At 59.0% G+C, this 16366-nt stretch carries 15 protein-coding genes and 2 pseudogenes; 13 read left to right on the top strand and 4 right to left on the bottom strand.

Going from position 1 to position 16366, the window contains the following annotated elements:
- Positions 1–241 precede the first annotated feature (241 nt).
- The 11 genes and pseudogenes from AOQ71_RS18585 (at position 242) to AOQ71_RS18535 (ending at position 10569) form a co-directional block, all read left to right on the top strand.
- Positions 242–1609 (top strand): IS110 family RNA-guided transposase, encoded by a 1368-nt coding sequence (locus tag AOQ71_RS18585; RefSeq protein ID WP_057740990.1) that lies wholly within the window; start codon positions 242–244, stop codon positions 1607–1609.
- 9 nt (positions 1610–1618) lie between these two features.
- Positions 1619–2008: pseudogene (locus tag AOQ71_RS18580) on the top strand (IS3 family transposase); the annotation flags it as partial.
- A gap of 125 nt (positions 2009–2133) precedes the next feature.
- Entirely contained in the window at positions 2134–2355 is a 222-nt protein-coding gene (locus AOQ71_RS18575) for a hypothetical protein (RefSeq protein WP_057749000.1), read from the top strand.
- Positions 2356–3133: 778 nt separating this feature from the next.
- Positions 3134–4006 (top strand): ectoine/hydroxyectoine ABC transporter substrate-binding protein EhuB, encoded by an 873-nt coding sequence (ehuB, locus tag AOQ71_RS18570; RefSeq protein WP_057748997.1) that lies wholly within the window; start codon positions 3134–3136, stop codon positions 4004–4006.
- 159 nt (positions 4007–4165) lie between these two features.
- Positions 4166–4951, top strand: a complete 786-nt coding sequence (gene ehuA / locus AOQ71_RS18565; protein WP_057748994.1) for an ectoine/hydroxyectoine ABC transporter ATP-binding protein EhuA — start codon at positions 4166–4168, stop codon at positions 4949–4951.
- Entirely contained in the window at positions 4951–5598 is a 648-nt protein-coding gene (gene ehuC, locus AOQ71_RS18560; protein ID WP_057748991.1) for an ectoine/hydroxyectoine ABC transporter permease subunit EhuC, read from the top strand. Before ehuA ends, ehuC begins: the two co-directional genes overlap by 1 nt.
- Before the next feature lie 11 nt (positions 5599–5609).
- Entirely contained in the window at positions 5610–6293 is a 684-nt protein-coding gene (gene ehuD, locus AOQ71_RS18555) for an ectoine/hydroxyectoine ABC transporter permease subunit EhuD (RefSeq protein ID WP_057748988.1), read from the top strand.
- Positions 6294–6404: 111 nt separating this feature from the next.
- A complete protein-coding gene (locus AOQ71_RS18550) occupies positions 6405–7169 on the top strand; it encodes a maleate cis-trans isomerase family protein (protein WP_157083569.1) in 765 nt (254 codons plus the stop codon).
- A gap of 130 nt (positions 7170–7299) precedes the next feature.
- The gene (gene eutB, locus AOQ71_RS18545; RefSeq protein ID WP_430648634.1) at positions 7300–8286 is read left to right on the top strand and encodes a hydroxyectoine utilization dehydratase EutB; all 987 of its coding nucleotides are present in this window, start codon (positions 7300–7302) and stop codon (positions 8284–8286) included.
- Positions 8286–9278 carry an ectoine utilization protein EutC gene (eutC, locus tag AOQ71_RS18540; RefSeq protein ID WP_057748980.1) on the top strand — a complete coding sequence of 331 codons (993 nt, stop codon included), beginning with the start codon at positions 8286–8288 and terminating at the stop codon, positions 9276–9278. Before eutB ends, eutC begins: the two co-directional genes overlap by 1 nt.
- A 121-nt stretch (positions 9279–9399) precedes the next feature.
- Positions 9400–10569 carry a M24 family metallopeptidase gene (locus AOQ71_RS18535; protein ID WP_057748977.1) on the top strand — a complete coding sequence of 390 codons (1170 nt, stop codon included), beginning with the start codon at positions 9400–9402 and terminating at the stop codon, positions 10567–10569.
- Between the two features lie 538 nt (positions 10570–11107).
- On the opposite strand, the gene AOQ71_RS45180 is transcribed toward AOQ71_RS18535, so the two are convergent.
- Together AOQ71_RS45180 and AOQ71_RS18530 are read right to left on the bottom strand one after the other, a co-directional pair.
- Positions 11108–11824, bottom strand: coding sequence for a hypothetical protein (locus AOQ71_RS45180; protein WP_063958262.1), 717 nt, complete (start codon positions 11822–11824; stop codon positions 11108–11110).
- Between the two features lie 30 nt (positions 11825–11854).
- Complete coding sequence (locus AOQ71_RS18530) at positions 11855–12670, bottom strand: ISNCY family transposase (protein WP_063958261.1); 816 nt, start codon at positions 12668–12670, stop codon at positions 11855–11857.
- A 136-nt stretch (positions 12671–12806) separates the two neighbouring features.
- Between AOQ71_RS18530 and istA the strand changes: the two genes are divergently transcribed.
- The gene (istA, locus tag AOQ71_RS18525) at positions 12807–14117 is read left to right on the top strand and encodes an IS21 family transposase (protein WP_057748975.1); all 1311 of its coding nucleotides are present in this window, start codon (positions 12807–12809) and stop codon (positions 14115–14117) included.
- Positions 14117–14467 (top strand): annotated as a pseudogene (locus AOQ71_RS18520) (ATP-binding protein); the annotation flags it as partial. The gene istA and the pseudogene AOQ71_RS18520, both read left to right, overlap by 1 nt.
- A gap of 34 nt (positions 14468–14501) precedes the next feature.
- Here the strand turns inward: AOQ71_RS18520 and AOQ71_RS49955 are convergent.
- Complete coding sequence (locus AOQ71_RS49955; RefSeq protein WP_347336703.1) at positions 14502–15629, bottom strand: helix-turn-helix domain-containing protein; 1128 nt, start codon at positions 15627–15629, stop codon at positions 14502–14504.
- A 29-nt stretch (positions 15630–15658) separates the two neighbouring features.
- On the bottom strand, positions 15659–16366 hold a 708-nt coding region (locus AOQ71_RS49950; protein ID WP_162268378.1), incomplete at its 5' end, for a recombinase family protein.

Raw genomic sequence — 16366 nt, 5'->3', positions numbered from 1 at the left:
TAAAAAACTGTCACGGGCCGTTGCCCGCCTGCGCGCGGTAGAAACAGCCCGTGCTATCCTCGTATCTCGGAGGGTAGCGGCCGTCAGCTTATTGGAGGCACTAGTCCCCGTTAAAAAACGTGGTCCATGGGTGCATGCGAACTTGAGAGTGGTGACGCCGTTCCTGCGGCGATCCCGATTAGGAAGATGACGATTGGCATAGCCCAGACCCTCCTGCCCACAATCGGATGGAGGATTTGCGATGCCCAAGAGGACGACCGGTGACCGCCCGGAATTGAATCCCGTCAATGTTGGCGCAGCCGCCATCGACATTGGATCAAAAATACACATGGCAGCGGTCGACCCGATCTGCACCGACACTCCGGTACGTGCGTTCGGCACATTTACGCAGGACCTGCATGATTTGGCAGACTGGTTCAAAGCCTGCGGCGTGACTAGCGTCGCGATGGAATCCACCGGGGTCTATTGGATCCCAGCCTACGAGATTCTCGAGCAGCGCGGGTTCGAGGTCATTTTGGTCAATGCGCGTTACGCCAAGAACGTGCCTGGGCGCAAGACAGACGTCAGCGATGCCGCATGGCTGCGCCAGCTCCATTCCTATGGTCTGTTGCGCGGGAGCTTCCGCCCTGATGCCGAGATCGCAACCCTGCGGGCTTATTTGCGTCAGCGCGAGCGGCTAGTGGAATACGCTGCCGCTCACATCCAGCACATGCAAAAGGCCCTGATGGAAATGAATCTGCAACTTCATCACGTTGTCTCTGACATCACCGGTGCGACCGGGATGCGAATTATCCGAGCGATTGTCGCGGGCGAACGCAATCCCGACGTGTTGGCGACCTACCGTGATGTACGCTGCCATTCCTCGATTGAGACGATCCGCGCCGCACTGGTGGGCAATGATCGGGATGAACACGTCTTCGCGCTCACCCAGTCGCTGGAACTCTATGACACCTACCAGGCCAAGATGCTCGACTGCGATCGCAAGCTGGAATCCTTGATAACGGCGCTGACGGACAAAGGGGCCAAGCCAGTCGGCAAGCTCCCCAGACCGCGGGTAAAGACCAAGCAGGTCAATACACCATCGTTCGATGTGAGGGCCGCTCTATACGGCGTCCTCGGCGTCGATCTGACCGAGATCCATGGGCTAGGTCCATCACTTGCATTGAAGCTCATTGGCGAGTGCGGCACCGATTTGAGGGCTTGGCCGACCGCCAAGCACTTCACCTCCTGGCTGTGCCTGGCACCGGGCAACAAAATCTCGGGCGGCAAGGTGCTCTCTTCGCGTACTCGGAGATCATCCAGTCGGGCAGCTGCGCTGTTGCGGCTGGCGGCCACCACCATCGGACGGAGCGATACGGCGCTCGGCGCATTTTATCGTCGGTTGTCCTCTCGTGCGGGTAAAGCGAAGGCCGTGACGGCGACCGCTCGCAAAATTGCGGTCCTGTTCTACAACACCGTCCGGCATGGCATATCCTACAGAGATCCGGGTGCCGACCACTATGAGGAACAATATCGTAGCCGCGTCCTCGCCAATCTGAAGCGGCGCGCCAAATCGCTGGGCTTCGTTTTGCAAGCTGTTCCCTGCGGCCCTGAGGTGGCTGTTTCTTAGGAAGTCGATCGCGATCTTTGCTGGAACACGGACATGAGATTCCGCTTCATCGAAGATCGCCGCGCCGACTATCCGGTGACGCTCCTGTGCGACGTGCTCGGCGTCTCGCCGGCCGGCTATTATGCCTGGCGCTCGCGCCCGGAGAGCCGACGATCTGCTGCCAATCGTGACCTCGTCGACGACATCAGGGGGGTCCACCGCGACACCCGCGGGCGTTATGGCAGCCCGCGTATCCATGTCGAGTTGAAGGCTCAGGGCCGCGGGGCGAGCCGTGGTCGCATCGAGCGGTTGATGCGGCGTCACGGCATCAGGGCCATCATGGCGCGGCCACGCCGGGTGCGGACCACCGACAGCCGCCACGACCTGCCGATCGCCCCGAATCTGCTCGACCGCAACTTCATCGTACGCCTCCGACGAGGCTTACGATTACCCACATTTTTTGAGGTGCAGTGAGTCGAAAAACTTGAGTCGCCAGAATCACTTGTGATTCTTTGATGGGCACCTGATTCGAGAAGAGGTGCTCTATGGGACTGACTTCACGCGCCCGGGATGAGAAGGCGCATCGGTTGGCGTCTGACGCGGTGAAGCCAGTCAGCACACAACGAAAGACATTGTCGCATTATCTCATCAAGATCGCCAGGCTCGGCGGCTATCTCGCCCGCGCCAACGATCCGCCACCAGGGAATCTGATCATGTGGCGCGGATTATCACGATTCATCGATATCGCAACGGGCGCGAAACTCTGACTCAAAATGTGGGTAATCGTAAGCTTCACCGGACGGATACCGGAATAGTGGATCCGCTGGCCTTTCATCTGACCCGGTTGCGAGGCTAGCGGCAGCACGCCTTTTGAGATTCTGCTCAACCTGAACGGCTCCGGCGCATCAAATCCGCCGTGAGCCTTGGCCCGGAAAATCCTCCAGCCGGACGGTCCAAAATCCGGGAGCACGTCACGTGCATACTCCCACATTCGGAGCCTCCGATGATCTGATCGCCCCGACAACAGAGCTCACTGTCAGATACATACTCGATTTGCTGAAACCCTGAGGCACAGATGAACCAGTATGGCTCGGTTCTACGTTGACCTGGCATTTGCGCCTGTGCGGAGCGACCGACGTTCGCAGAATCTGCCCTCCACCGACGAGGTCTTTGGTTTCAATGTCGCTTGCCGTAGGTCTGTTGGATATTGCTCGCTGTAGGTTTTTGCCCAGAGGAGGCCGTTGCCCCTTCAACCGGAAGCGGTAGGTCGCTCCAAGTGGGACGTCTGAATCGTGTAACTTTCTCATAATTTTTGCCGGATTCCTGCGTGACGGGCGCGTGATCCGACGTTGTTTACCGTTACTCTACGATAGTCTAACCGCAGGACGAGTTGCCTTAGGTGAGCGGCTGGATATCGCCGATACAGCTGGGGATTCTGTTTTCGGGCACCAACGGGAGTGCCACGCACCGGTGCACCCGCGTCCGAGTCCCGACTGCGCGGCCGAGAAACATTCTGGATCACCAACGAAAAGGGGAAGGACTATAATGGTATACGCTCGCAAATTGCGATCTTCGCGCCTCGCGCGCATCGCGGCTACTTTTCCTACACTTCTCGTCGGGTTAACGGCTAGCATCAACGCCAGTTCTGCCCTGGCGGAATCGTTGGAGAATGTGAAAGCCAACGGCGCCATCATCGCAATCGCAAACGAGCCACCGTGGATGCGAATTGACGAGAATGGCTCGCCTGCTGGCCTTGGCCCCGAAATAGACGAGGCCATCCTCAAGGAGGCCGGCATAACCAAGGTCACAGGCCAATTGATGGAGTATGGCGCTATGATACCAGCGCTGCAATCGGGCCGGGCGACAATGAGTTCTTCGCAGGGTCTCTACATCAAGCCCGAGCGGTGCGAAGCGGTCCTCTTCTCCGACCCGGTCACCTGCGGCGGCGAGGGTTTCATTCTGCCCATTGCCCTCGGTAGCAAAGTAAAGACATATAAAGATGTTGCCGACCAGTCCCTGAGGATTGGCCTCGCTGGCGGCACCACAGAACAAAAGCTGGCGATCGAGGCGGGAGTCAAGGATGAGAATATCGTGATCTTCCCTGACGGAACCACCGGAATGAAACTGCTACTCGACAAGCGTATCGACGTGTTTGCGCTCGATTCTGGCGCGTCGGCAGATCTACAGAAGCGGCTTGGGAATCCGGCGGTGACGCAGTTTGTGCGTGTTGAGGGCGTTAAGCCCTCCTGCGGCGGTGCTGCTTTCAGCAAGGACAATGCGGAGCTCCGTGACGCCTACAATCGAGGTCTTGCGAAGATCAAGGCCAGCGGCAAATTCTATGAGATCTACAAGAAGTACGGTTCGGAGTCGTACATGGGTACGGACGACATTACGACGAAACAGCTGTGCACGAAGTGATCGACCGATAAGTAATGGGGCGTGCCCATCGAGCGCGCCCCTCACTTAACGCGGAGCCTGGGCGGCAAAGCTCGCGTTTGTCTTGTTTTGTCGTTGCCGCCAACAAGGCCGCAGTTTGCTTTAGCCAACTCGTGTGCCGATCTCCTAATTGGAAGCCATATGCCGTCACCCATGGTGCAATTCAACAATGTCCATAAGCTATATGGAGCACACGCCGTTTTGACCGATCTGAGTCTTAGCGTATCGCCGGGCGAAAAACTGGCACTCATAGGCGCTTCGGGCAGCGGCAAAACCACAATCTTGCGCATCCTGATGACGCTTGAGACCATTCAGGGAGGCAGCATTTTCGTCGGCGGCCAACCGCTTTGGAGCCCGGAGACAGCTGGTTTGAGCCCGCGGCGGCGGGAAATGCATCTGCATAAAATGCGCACCAACATTGGTATGGTATTTCAGCAGTTCAATCTTTTTCCCCACATGAATGTGTTACGCAATGTCACATTAGCACCGATCCTCACGCAGGGCGTTAAGGAAGCCGACGCCAGGGCTCTTGCGATGGAACTGCTGGAGATGGTTGGAATGGCCCACAAGGCCCACGCTCTTCCCGCGGAATTGTCGGGCGGCCAAAAGCAGCGCGCGGCGATTGCTCGCGCGCTCGCGTTGAAGCCCAAGGTAATGCTGTTCGACGAGGTGACATCAGCTCTGGATCCTGAGCTTGTTGAGGAGGTGCTCAATGTTATGCGCAAGCTCGCTCTCGAAACGGACATGACGATGCTGCTTGTGACCCACGAAATGAGCTTTGCGCGCGACTTCGCTGACCGCGTGCTATTCTTGGATGGAGGCCGTATCGTGGAAGAGGGCCCGCCAGGAGAGATCTTTCGGAATCCGCAGCAGGAGAGGACGAAACTCTTCCTGCGGAAGATCGTCGCTGCGGGACTCAGCCTCTAATGCTGGCGCCAAGTCAACTCGTCTCCTACATCTTGCCCGGTGTGATCCTCACGATAGAGCTCACCGTCCTAGGGAACCTCCTGGCTGCTGGCATCGCTTTTACGGTGGGCTTTGCGCGCCTGTCGAAATCAACGTGGTTGCGTCTGTCAGCCCGCATTTTCACCGAATTTTTCCGCGGCACGTCCATGTACGTCCAGCTTTTCTGGGCCTATTTCGTGCTGCCCCTCTTCGGCCTTGCGCTGACGCCTTTCCAGGCGGCCGTGCTCGTTCTCGGGTTGAACTCAGGAGCCTACGCGTCGGAGATTGTCCGCGGCGCGATGCTCGCCTTACCGCGTGAGCAATTGGAGGCGTGTATTGCTCTCAATCTTAGCCGGTGGCAGCGCCTAAGACGCGTACTATTGCCTCAAGCGCTTCTACTGATGATCCCTCCATTCTCAAACAGCTTTGTCGAACTGCTTAAGAGCACTTCGATAGTGTCCCTCATTTCACTTTCCGACATGACCTTTCGCGCACAAACAATGCGAACCCAAACTGGAAACACAGCGATCCCATTCCTAACTATTCTGATCCTATACTTCGCTCTGGCGCTGTTTATCTCAAAAGTGATGCGTGCGCTGGAGCGGCGGCTCACGCCCAAGGCTGCCTGAAGGAGGACGCGATGAGTTGGGATTGGGCTTTTGCCTTTCAAATACTTCCGAAGCTCGTTGAGGGGCTGAAGTTCACCGTTCTGGCTAGCCTACTTGGTTCTGTATTATCCATGCTAATTGGTCTCGCGATCGGCATTGGCAGACGTTGGGCAGGGCCGACTGTGGCTTCAGTTCTAGGTTATGCGGTTGAATTTATTCGTGGTACGCCACTTCTCGTCCAACTGTACTTTGCGTTCTATATCTTGCCAGATATTGGCATCTATTTGAGCCCCTTAACCGCTGGTTTGCTGGCGCTTGGCATTCATTATTCGAGCTATACATCAGAGGTATTTCGCGCAGGCATCGATAACGTCGATCGCGGACAGTGGGAGGCCGCTAAGGCGCTGAATCTTTCTCATTTTCAGACTTGGAGATACGTCATAGTCCCGGAGGCTGTGCCTCCAATGGTGCCGGCCCTTGGCAACTACGTCGTCTCCATGTTCAAAGAGACGCCCCTTCTATCCCTGGTCACCATTGTTGAGGTGATGGCGCAGGCACGAATTATCGCGAACATCAACTACCGGTACCTTGAACCGATTACGATGGTTGGCGTTTTCTTTCTGGTTGTTAGTGTACCCTCCGCAATGGCACTGCACTTTCTCGAGCGTCGTTACGCACTTGGAAATCGGCAGAGTAGCCACATAGCCGTATTCTGATCATAGGGCGGCAATGTGGTGTAACTTCGTATCAGAAAAGTTCAGAGGTGTTTGGGAGTGCAAGTTTGTGGCCTCAAGATCTCGAACGCCAACCACTTTTGGAAGGACGTGATGGGCAAACAAGGATCGACAATCATCTTCGATGCTGCGACCGAGCGATCAGGCGCGGTGGTTAGGATAGGTCTAATCCTCCTTTCTTCAGATGAAGTGGGAGGCGATGCGTTTACGTCCATCATGCCGAAGGACGACGTGTTAGTGTTCGCGACAAGAACTGCGTACGACCACAGCAACGGTGGTTTCGCGGTAGCGACGTCCTTTCCCGAGGTGGCAGATACGCTTCCGCCGGTCGGACGCTTCGATGTGTTGGCCTTCAGTTGCACAAGCGCTACTATCGCAATGGGCGAGAGCAAATTATTATCAGAGCTAGAGAAGGCGCGTCCGGGAGCAAAGTGCACGTCCCCGGCCATAGCAGCGATAGCCGCACTGAAGCAACTGAGTGCGCGGAAAATAGCGATATTGACGCCTTATTCCCTCGACTTCCACCGATCGGCCATTGTTCCCTTCTTCGACAACAGAGGGTTCGACGTCGTTGCGGATGGAACATTCGATAAGCATACCGACGCCGAAATGGGGGAACTCCGACAAGAGTCGATCTTTCATGGGGCCAAAACTCTAGTTGCGCGTTCGTCGCCGGATGCGCTGTTCGTGTCGTGCACCGCGACTCCCATCGTGCCGCATATTGCCAGACTGGAAAATGAGCTCGGCATCCCGGTCGTCACGAGTACCCAGGCGATGGCTTGGGACGCTCTTCGTCTGGCTGGTTATCACAGGTCGGTTGAAGGCTTTGGACGGCTATTGGCATCAGAGCGCCGATAGCCTTCGCGAGCAGCAGCGGCAGGAAGACGCCCGCGCAGACGCTTAGCGATCTCGTGCAGTCGAGTGCCCTGCCAGGCAAAGCGCAGGGTGGGTCCTCCACCCTCTATTCATTTCCACCTAGCGAGTGTCCGTGATCACGTTCGATACTATCCAGGATGCCCGACGGCGCATCACCGATTATGTCCTCAAGACGCCATTTGTCTCGTCACCGGCGCTCTCGCATTTCTGCGGCGTCTCGGTGGGTATGAAGCTCGAGCATTACCAAACGACGGGGAGTTTCAAACTGCGTGGCGCGACGAACGCGATGTTGAGGCTCAACCAAGCCGAACGAGCGCGGGGCGTCGTTGCAGCCTCAACGGGTAATCATGGCAGGGCGCTTTCTCATGCCGCGCGGGCGCTGGGTTCGCGTGCCACGATCTGCATGTCGCGCCTAGTGCCGGAAAACAAGGTTTCGGAGATTCGCCGACTTGGCGCCGACGTGCGGATCATCGGGTGTTCGCAGGATGACGCCCAAGAAGAGGCTGATCGCTTGGCGGCCGATGATGGGCTCTTGATGCTGCCTCCCTTCGATCATCCCGATATTATCGCCGGGCAGGCAACGCTCGGCCTCGATATCGTTGATGCCATGCCAGATGTCGCGACAGTGCTCGTGCCGCTCTCCGGCGGTGGGCTGGCCGCCGGAGTTGCCGCGGCAATCAAGGGCGTGCGCCCTGCCGCCCAGATCATCGGAATTTCCATTCAACGTTGCGCGGCCATGAAGGCGAGCATCGATGCAGGCCATCCGGTAAAGGTGGATGAAGTTCCAAGCCTTGCCGACTCTCTCGGCGGCGGCATCGGCCTAGATAACGAGCTTACCTTTGCCATGTGCCAAGCTTTGCTCGACGATGTGGTGCTGCTGACGGAGAGCGAGATCGCGACCGGCATACGTCACGCATACAATGAGGAGCGTGAGATCCTTGAGGGCGCAGGTGCGGTGGGCATCGCGGCGCTGCTCGCCGGCAAGATCGCCGGCCTGCGGGAGCCTATTGCGCTCGTGCTTTCTGGCCGCAACATCGACATGGACCTGCATTGTCGCATTGTCAGCGGCGAGACCAATCCTCTTAGGAATGCCATCTGATGCCAGCCATTAGGATATTGACTGAAAGCGACCTCAGGCAGCTGGTACCGCTCGACCTCGGAGCAGTGCAGTGTGTAGAAGATGCATTCCGTTCGCTTGCCACTGAGGCAGTGAGGATGCCGCCGATCCTTCGCCTCGATATTCCGGAAAATCGAGGTGAGGTGGACATCAAGACAGCTTACTTGCCGAAACTTGACGGCTTTGCCGTTAAGATCAGTCCCGGTTTTTTTGACAATCCTAAAATCGGTTTGCCGAGCACAAACGGCTTGATGGCGTTGTTCTCCAGCAAAACGGGCCTGGTGCAGGCGCTGCTGCTCGACAACGGCTATCTGACTGATGTGCGTACGGCTGCCGCGGGCGCCGTAGCGGCAAAACATCTTGCGCGCGATGATGCCTCAGTGGCCGCAATCTTCGGCGCCGGGATGCAGGCAAGGCTGCAGCTGCAGGCACTGGCGCTCGTTCGACCTATCTGCCAAGCCAGGATCTGGGCGCGCGATGCCGCAAAGGCCGAAGCGGTCGCGCAGGAGTTGTCTGTTCGATTCGGCATTTCTGTCACTGCATACGCGGACCCGGCGAGGGCTGTGGCGGGCTCGGATATCATCGTCACTACTACGCCAGCGAGCCAGCCCGTGCTGAAAGCGGACTGGCTGAGACCTGGGCAGCACGTAACTGCGATGGGATCGGATGCCGGGCATAAAAATGAGATCGACCCCGCCGCGATCCCACTTGCCGATCTCTATGTTGCCGATGACCTAAGGCAGGCGCGTCGTCTTGGAGAACTTCATCACGCTATCACCGCCGGCGCCGTTTTGGACGACGCGAGCTTTCCCGAACTTGGCGAGATCGTTGCTGGGTCGACGCCGGGCCGCGTGAGCGCACTACAAATCACGATTGCCGACCTCACCGGCACGGGCGCTCAAGACACCGCCATCGCCTCGCTTGCCTACAGGCGCGCTGAAGCTACGGGCAGCGGTAGGACGTACGAGAAATAAGCAATCCAGCAGCCGGGTTTGGGATCATGGAAATTCCCGACACAACCGGCAGCACCGGCTGAATGCGTAGCCGCGTTGAGCCAGTATCGAGCGCAAACAGACTAACCAACGGAGGCTAAGAATGGCAATTGCTAAGGGACCACAAGCATTTCCTCGAGCCGAGTTTCTCCGCAGGCTTAGTGCCGTGAAGGCGGAAATGGGGCGGCGCAATATCGATGCACTAATCGTGTTGGACTCGAGTAACATCACATATCTCACTGGTTACACCTCCCTGTCGGGCTACGTCCCGCAGGGGCTCGTGGTCTCGATGGACGAGGAGGAGCCGACGTTCATCCTGCGTCGGCAGGATACGCCGGCAGCCATCCACCAGACATTTTTGGATCGCGGTAAGATCATTGGCTATCCCGAAGCGCTCATTGGCAATCCTGATAAGGACGGCTTCGACGCTGTGATCGATTACATTGCTGAAGCAGGTCTTGGGACGGGAAGCGTCGGTCTCGAATTAAGTACTCTGTCAGCGCCGTCGGCGGAAAAGTTTAAGCGGCGAATGCCGGATGCCAAGATCGTAGATTGCACCAGAGCTGTAGCTTGGATCCGGCTCGTCAAGTCCGACCTTGAGATAACCGTCATGCGGGAAGCAGCCGCAATCGCCGATGCGGCGATCATGAGAGCCGCAGAAGTGATCCAGCCAGGTGTTCGAGAAGCAGATGCTGTCGCGGAGATCTTGGGGACGCTGGCGCGCGGCGCAAACGGCAAACCCGGAACGATGGTCAGTCAGATCAGTTTGTGTTCCTCACCGCGTACTGGCACGTCCCACATTGCTTGGAGTGAAGATGTCTTCCGCAAAGGTTCTCAGATCAATCTTGAACTTGCCGGCGTTCGCCATGGATACTGTGCCGCTATTATGCGAACCTTTTCGATCGGCACCCCTTCGGAGCGTTTGCGGCGCGTTCATGACGCGCAAGCCGCGGGTCTTGAGGTTGCGCTTAATACTGTCCGGCCTGGAGTCACTTGTAGCGACGTTGCTAATGCTTTCTATCGGACAATCGCACAGGCCGGATATACGAAGGAGTCTCGTTGTGGTTATGCGCATGGGATCGGTTGGGTTGAGCCCACCGCGAGCCTGAAGGACGGGGACATGACGGAGCTAAAGCCGAATATGGTATTCCATTTGATGTTGGGAAATTGGATTGACGAGGATTTCGGCTACGTCATCAGCGAGACGTTCCGCGTTACTGACGGGGGTGTGGAAGTTCTAACAAGTGCGCCTCGGAAAATATTTGAGATGTGAGACAGAATAGAGAGCGGCAGACGAGGTAACCGCCATGTACTTCAGAGGCATTGGCGACGCGGTGAGCCGAGGAGGCTCTCGAAGGACGCGACCACCGCTCCACCTTTCCTCAATTCTCGATGGAAGCCTAGACTAGAGCAGATCATGTGATCGATGAATCGATTGTGAGGTGACAATGTGGGCCGAAGCTGATTCAACACCCACTTAAGAGAGGTAGATGATGGCACGAGCACTGAGCGATGATTTTGGATGGAGAGCCATCATGACAACACGATCGAAAGCGCGTACTCGAAGTGGAAAGCGATGGTGCGGGCAAGGGCGGAGCTGAAAGATTGACGCCCTGTGGGAGGCAGTCGGCGCCTTGCTCCCCGGTTCACTGTCGCGCGCCATGGAAAACTGCCCCCTCATATTGCCTCAGATGAGAATGTTACCGAAACGGAGCCCAGTTCTTGCCGGATCCGGCCTGCCGCGAGTCCGAGCAAGCCGCTCGCGAAGCGCGCCATCCATAGCGCTGTAGCGAGCGAGCGGCTTGCGGTGATTAGGCGAACGCACTTGTGGGGCCTTGAACCTCACGCACGGAGCGCGGGTCGGTGCTCAAGGTGATCTCTGCGCTGCCGATCAGCTGTCGAGCGGCCTTTGATCGCCAACTCTTCACCAGTCGCTGCACCGTACGCCGCTGATGGCCGCTGAACCGACCGGGCGCATGCGCTTCCAGCCGGGAGAGAATATCGACCGCGGACAAGTGCGGAGCCGCAGCGAGCCATTCCTCAATGATGGGAATGTAGGGCTCGAGCATCGATGGCCGACGTGGCACAGGCTTGCGCCGCACGTAGGGCCGCCTATGAATGCTCCGCTGCTCACCCTGTTTCCAACCATCGCCGAGCCCTCCGGCAAAGGCCGCCAAGTCGCTTTGCACCGGCGCTACAGTCATCGCTGACTTTCCAGCCCGTTGATCGACCCGCTTACCCAGCTCATTCTGAGCGTCCCGCATCTGTGCCAGCAATGCCACCGGATCAAGCGTCCGGTAAATCTCCCGCAGCCGACCTTTGAATGCCTCATTTAGCCTCGGGTGGACCAACGCTCTTTCGTATGGCGTAGCGGGAGGAAGATAGTGCTTGATCATCTTGGCACCTTCGCGGTGCTTCTCCTTCAGCTTAAACGAGGGCTGGAAGAAATTGATGTGCAGCCGTGCCGCCGCAAACAGGCGAGCTAATGAGCGAGCGGCATCAATGCCTTCAAACCGCCCGTAGCCCACCAGGCGGCGAACGATAGCTCCGTTCTTTTGTTAAACGAATGCCTGATCGTTCTTTTTGTAGGCCCTCGAACGGGTGACTTCGACATCGTGAGAACGGCACCACGTTACGACCGTGTCGTTCATGAAGGCGCTGTCGTTGTCAAAATCGAGCCCCCGAACGGGCCAGGGAAATAGGTTCTGCGCGCGCTCGAGAGCTTCGACCACAAGAGCTGCTTCACGCACGACGAGCGGAAGGCATTCGGTCCACCCCGTTGCGATATCTACCATTGTTAGCGTCTGAATGAACGCGCCGGATACGGACATGCCGCCGTGCGCAACCAGATCCGCTTCGCAGTATCCCGGCGGAGGTGATCCCCAGTCATTGAATGTACGCACCGGGACTTGGCGCCGTACGGCGCTGGAAAAGCCCGCCCGCCGTCGGCGTCCTCCGGCCGCTGCGATCTTTACGTCGCTCAGCAGACGATCGATCGTCGCCGCGCTCACCTTCAAAACCTTCGACCTGTCATCGGCAGAAAGCTTCAATCTGCCGTGCCGTTCAAGAGCCGGAAGTAAAAATGGGATCATCGCGACGAGCCGCTTACTGCAGAGCCGGTCAGAGGCGTCCCATAGCACAATCAGTGCAACGCGAATGGAAGCTCCGTAGGTCCGGCCTCGTCGTCGCGGCACGGCCGATCTCGATGCCCTGTCCACCGACAGTGCTCGGATCGCGTGCTTGCGATGCCATCCCGTAACGGCACACAGCTCGTCCAGGATCCGTGCCTTCTCGAGCCGTCCGCTCGCCCGATAACGCTCCACCAGCGCTGATGTGATCTCGCGCTTTGCGCGCATGCTGATCTTCCCTGCCATACCCGCCACCGAACTGATTCGGCAGCTCCGCCCCAGACACGACAGGGAAGTTGTCCGGTAACATTTTTAGTGAGGCAATGCGCCCCTCAGCGTCACGAGGAATTGCCCCCTCCTCGGATAGCTGAGGAGAGAGTGAATGAAGCAGGAACGAATCACTGGAGGCTCGCCGTGGAGTGATCCACGGGGGCAGGTGATGAAGACGCCGGATGACGTGGCGGAGATGTTGCGCCTGAGGGCGTGCGGGTGGGGTGTGAAGCGGATTGCGCGGCAGCTGGGCTGCAGCCATCACACGGTGAAGGACTACGTGGCGGCGGGCGGGGTGAAGCCGTTCAAGTCGCCTGAGCGGCCGAAGCGTCTCGACGGCCTTGAGGGTTGGCTGCGCGAGAGGTTCATTCGGCATCGCGGCAATGCCGACGTGGTGCGCCAGGACCAGTTGGCCGAGCAAGGCGTGGCAGTCAGCCGGCGGACGCTGCAACGCGCCGTGCAGCCCTATCGTCAGGCGCTGAAGGCGGAGGCGCTGGCAACGACGCGGTTCGAGACGCCGCCAGGCCGGCAGCTGCAGATCGACTTTGGCGAGCGCCTGGTCGAGATCGGAGGGGCGAAAGTCAAGGCATTCGTGTTCGTGGCAACGCTTGGGCATTCGCGCCGGCTGCATGTGCGTGCGTTCCGGGCCGAGAGGCAGGAGCATTGGTCCGCCGGGCTGGAGAGCACATTCACGACCTTCAGCGGTGTGCCGGAGGAAGTGCTGATGGATAATCCTCGGGCGCTTGTCGTGCGCCATGACGCGGTGAGCCGGTCGGTTCAGTTTAACGACAAGCTGATCGCCTTCGCAAAACATTGGGACTTCCGTCCTCGCGCTTGCGCACCATATCGGGCGCGCACGAAGGGCAAGACGGAGAAAGGCGTCGGCTACGTGAAGAAGAACGCGATCGCCGGCCATTCCTTCCCAACCTGGGAAGCATTCGAGGCGCATCTCGACAGGTGGGAGCGTGAGGTTGCGAACGTTCGTATCCATGGCACGACTGGAGAGGCGCCGATCATCCGCTTCGCCCGCGACGAGATACATCGGTTGAAGCCGCTCGGCGGGCAGCCCTCGTTCGGATCCTTGCGTGAACTGACCCGCGTCGTCGGCAATGATTGCGCCGTCGAGATCGACACGAACAGCTACTCGGTACCGTGGCGCCTGATTGGCGAGCGCGTGGCGGTAACGATCGCGGCCGGCGAAGTGCGGATCCGCCATGGATTGCACCAGGTAGCAGTGCACAAGCAATCGGAGGGGCGCCGGCTGCGGATTGTCGATTCCGCCCACCTCGACGGGGTTGCCGGCCGCAATGGCGCGGTCTGCCAACCGGCAAGCGCGACCCCAACAGTGTCGGCGCCTTCTCCACTGCCCTCGTTGTTGCGTCCTCTTGCCGAATACGAAGCAGTGATCGGAGGGACTTTCTGATGGCGCGCGCAAAGAGAACAACCGAAGCCCCCACCGACCCGCTGGACGCCATGCTGGCGCGATTGCAGCTCTCCGGTATCCGCGACCAGCTCGACAACCTGCTCGACGAGGCGGCGCGTGCGAACTTGTCGGCGCGTGAGACACTGATCCTGCTGTGCGAGCGCGAGATTGCGCGCAAGGATCATCGCCGCATCGAGATGGCACTAAAACTCGCACACTTCCCGGCCGTGAAGGAGCTTGCGGGCTTCGACTTCGAGGCGCAGCCGTCGATCGATCCGAAGCAGATCCGCGACCTGGCCGCGTCACGTTGGATCGCCAACGGCGAGAAAGTGCTGCTGCTCGGTCCGCCCGAGTCAGATTCATACTGCCCATCTCGCTACACCCTTAGAGTTGAAGTTCTTTTTGACCCGGATCGCCAGACGATGGCCGCCGGAACCGCCGCGCATGCGCGGCGCGCTTGACATCGGGATGTTCCAGATCAACCGCTTTGATCATCCACGGTGCGCCTTTGCACAGCTGCTGCGCAGGCAAGCTGCGTTCTTTGATCAGACGGCGAACCGTCGAAGGACTGACTTTCAACGCAGTTGCAGCTTCGTCCGAAGTGACCTCTCCACGCTCGGCGCGCTCGCCCTCTCGGTAGGCCGCGATGGCGTGTTGGTTGCGCAGGCTGCGAACGCGGACACGGGTCCAACTGTTGCCCCGCCCCGTCGACCTACTGGCGCGGTTGAGAACCGCGGCGATGGTGCTGTCGGGCATCTGACGCGCGAGGACACGAACGAGATCGACCACATCTGCCGCTGTGCTCCAGCGGTGCTCGCCGGCGCGGTTCTTCCTCACCTGCAATGCCGTGTGATCGCCGCCATGCCAGTGGACAATCAAGTCCAGCACCTCGTCGCGGATGCGAACAACGATCTCATGGATCAAGCTTCGGATGATCCTCTTGCGCGTCGCAGCTGTTGCACCCGGACTTACCCAAGCTCCCTCGAGATCGGCACCAAGCGCAAGTAACCGATTGCGATCGATGTCGCTCAACGTCATCTCCGGCGTAGCCAACAACGTCTCGCGCTCGCCCTCAAGCTCGCGGACAGCGACCAGGCGTTCGTTCCAGCGCCGCTCCAACTCGCCGGCAACAAGGCGGTTGTCCGGATCGACAGCCTCGTATCGCCGACGAGCGCGAGTTGCCTCGTAGCGTGCCTGCTCCAGAGTCAAATCGAGCTGACGCAGCTTGTCGGCGTGTTCACGCCCGCGCGCTTTCATGGCCGCCAGCGCCGCCTGTACACCCAGTGGCTGCAGCCGCGCGATGACCTCCGCGCTGATCGCGCGATCCGCGCGCAGACCGCCGAATGAGATGCACGGATCTCCACCATGGTTGATCTGGCTACCGCGGGAATGATAGCGCCCAACAGTACTGTGCGTGCCGCTGTAGGCAACGTGAAGTTTGCGGCCGCAGTGGCCGCAACGAAGAAGCCCCGCGAGAAGGCCTTCGCCGCGGCGGACCGAGCCACGACTCATGAAGCTTTTTCCATTGGCGTTGTCGGTGATCAGGCGTGATTCCTCTCGAACTCCGCCCACGTAATGTAGCCCTCATGGTGGTCCTTGATCAAAACCTCCCAGTCGTTCCGCTCGCGCCGGAAGCCCCGCACGATCCTCTTGCGGCCGGCCTCGATCGTCACCCGACTGCCCGAGCGCCCGAAGACATAGGCGCCAGCATAGGCGGGATTGGTCAGGATGTGGTAGATCGTATTGTACACTGGTAACTTCCATTCGACGTGGCGGCCCTCGGGGCCATGGCCGACCGCGGGCAAAGTGATTCGCTCCTGCCGTAACCAGAGGTGGACCTGGCGCAGTGTCTGCATCTCGGCAAACTTGGTGAACACGAGTGCGAGCGCCTCCTGAATGCGCCGATCAGGGTCCTTCTCGATCCGATCGTGGGAGACCTTGAGATAGCCAATGGCGACGTTGAGGAAGAGCTCACCCCTGCGTGCCTTCTGCTTCAAGGCTTCAAGCGAGCGTTGCCGAAAGATAGACAGCTCCATCTCGCTCATCGTGCCCTTCATGCCGAGCAGAAGGCGATCGTTGGGGTGGCGCGGATCGTAGACGCCATCCTCATCGACGATCAGTGTTCCAACGAGCCCGCAGAACTCCAGGAGCGTATGCCAATCCCTGCCGTTGCGGGCCAGCCGAGAGGCCTCAATCGAGACCACAGCGCCAACTCGCCCTTCGCAAATGGCGGCGAGCAGCTTCTCGAA

This window comes from Bradyrhizobium manausense, assembly GCF_001440035.1.
GTDB lineage: Bacteria > Pseudomonadota > Alphaproteobacteria > Rhizobiales > Xanthobacteraceae > Bradyrhizobium > Bradyrhizobium manausense.
Note: the sequence above shows the minus strand (reverse complement) of the source record. Positions and strands in the feature narration are given on the sequence as shown.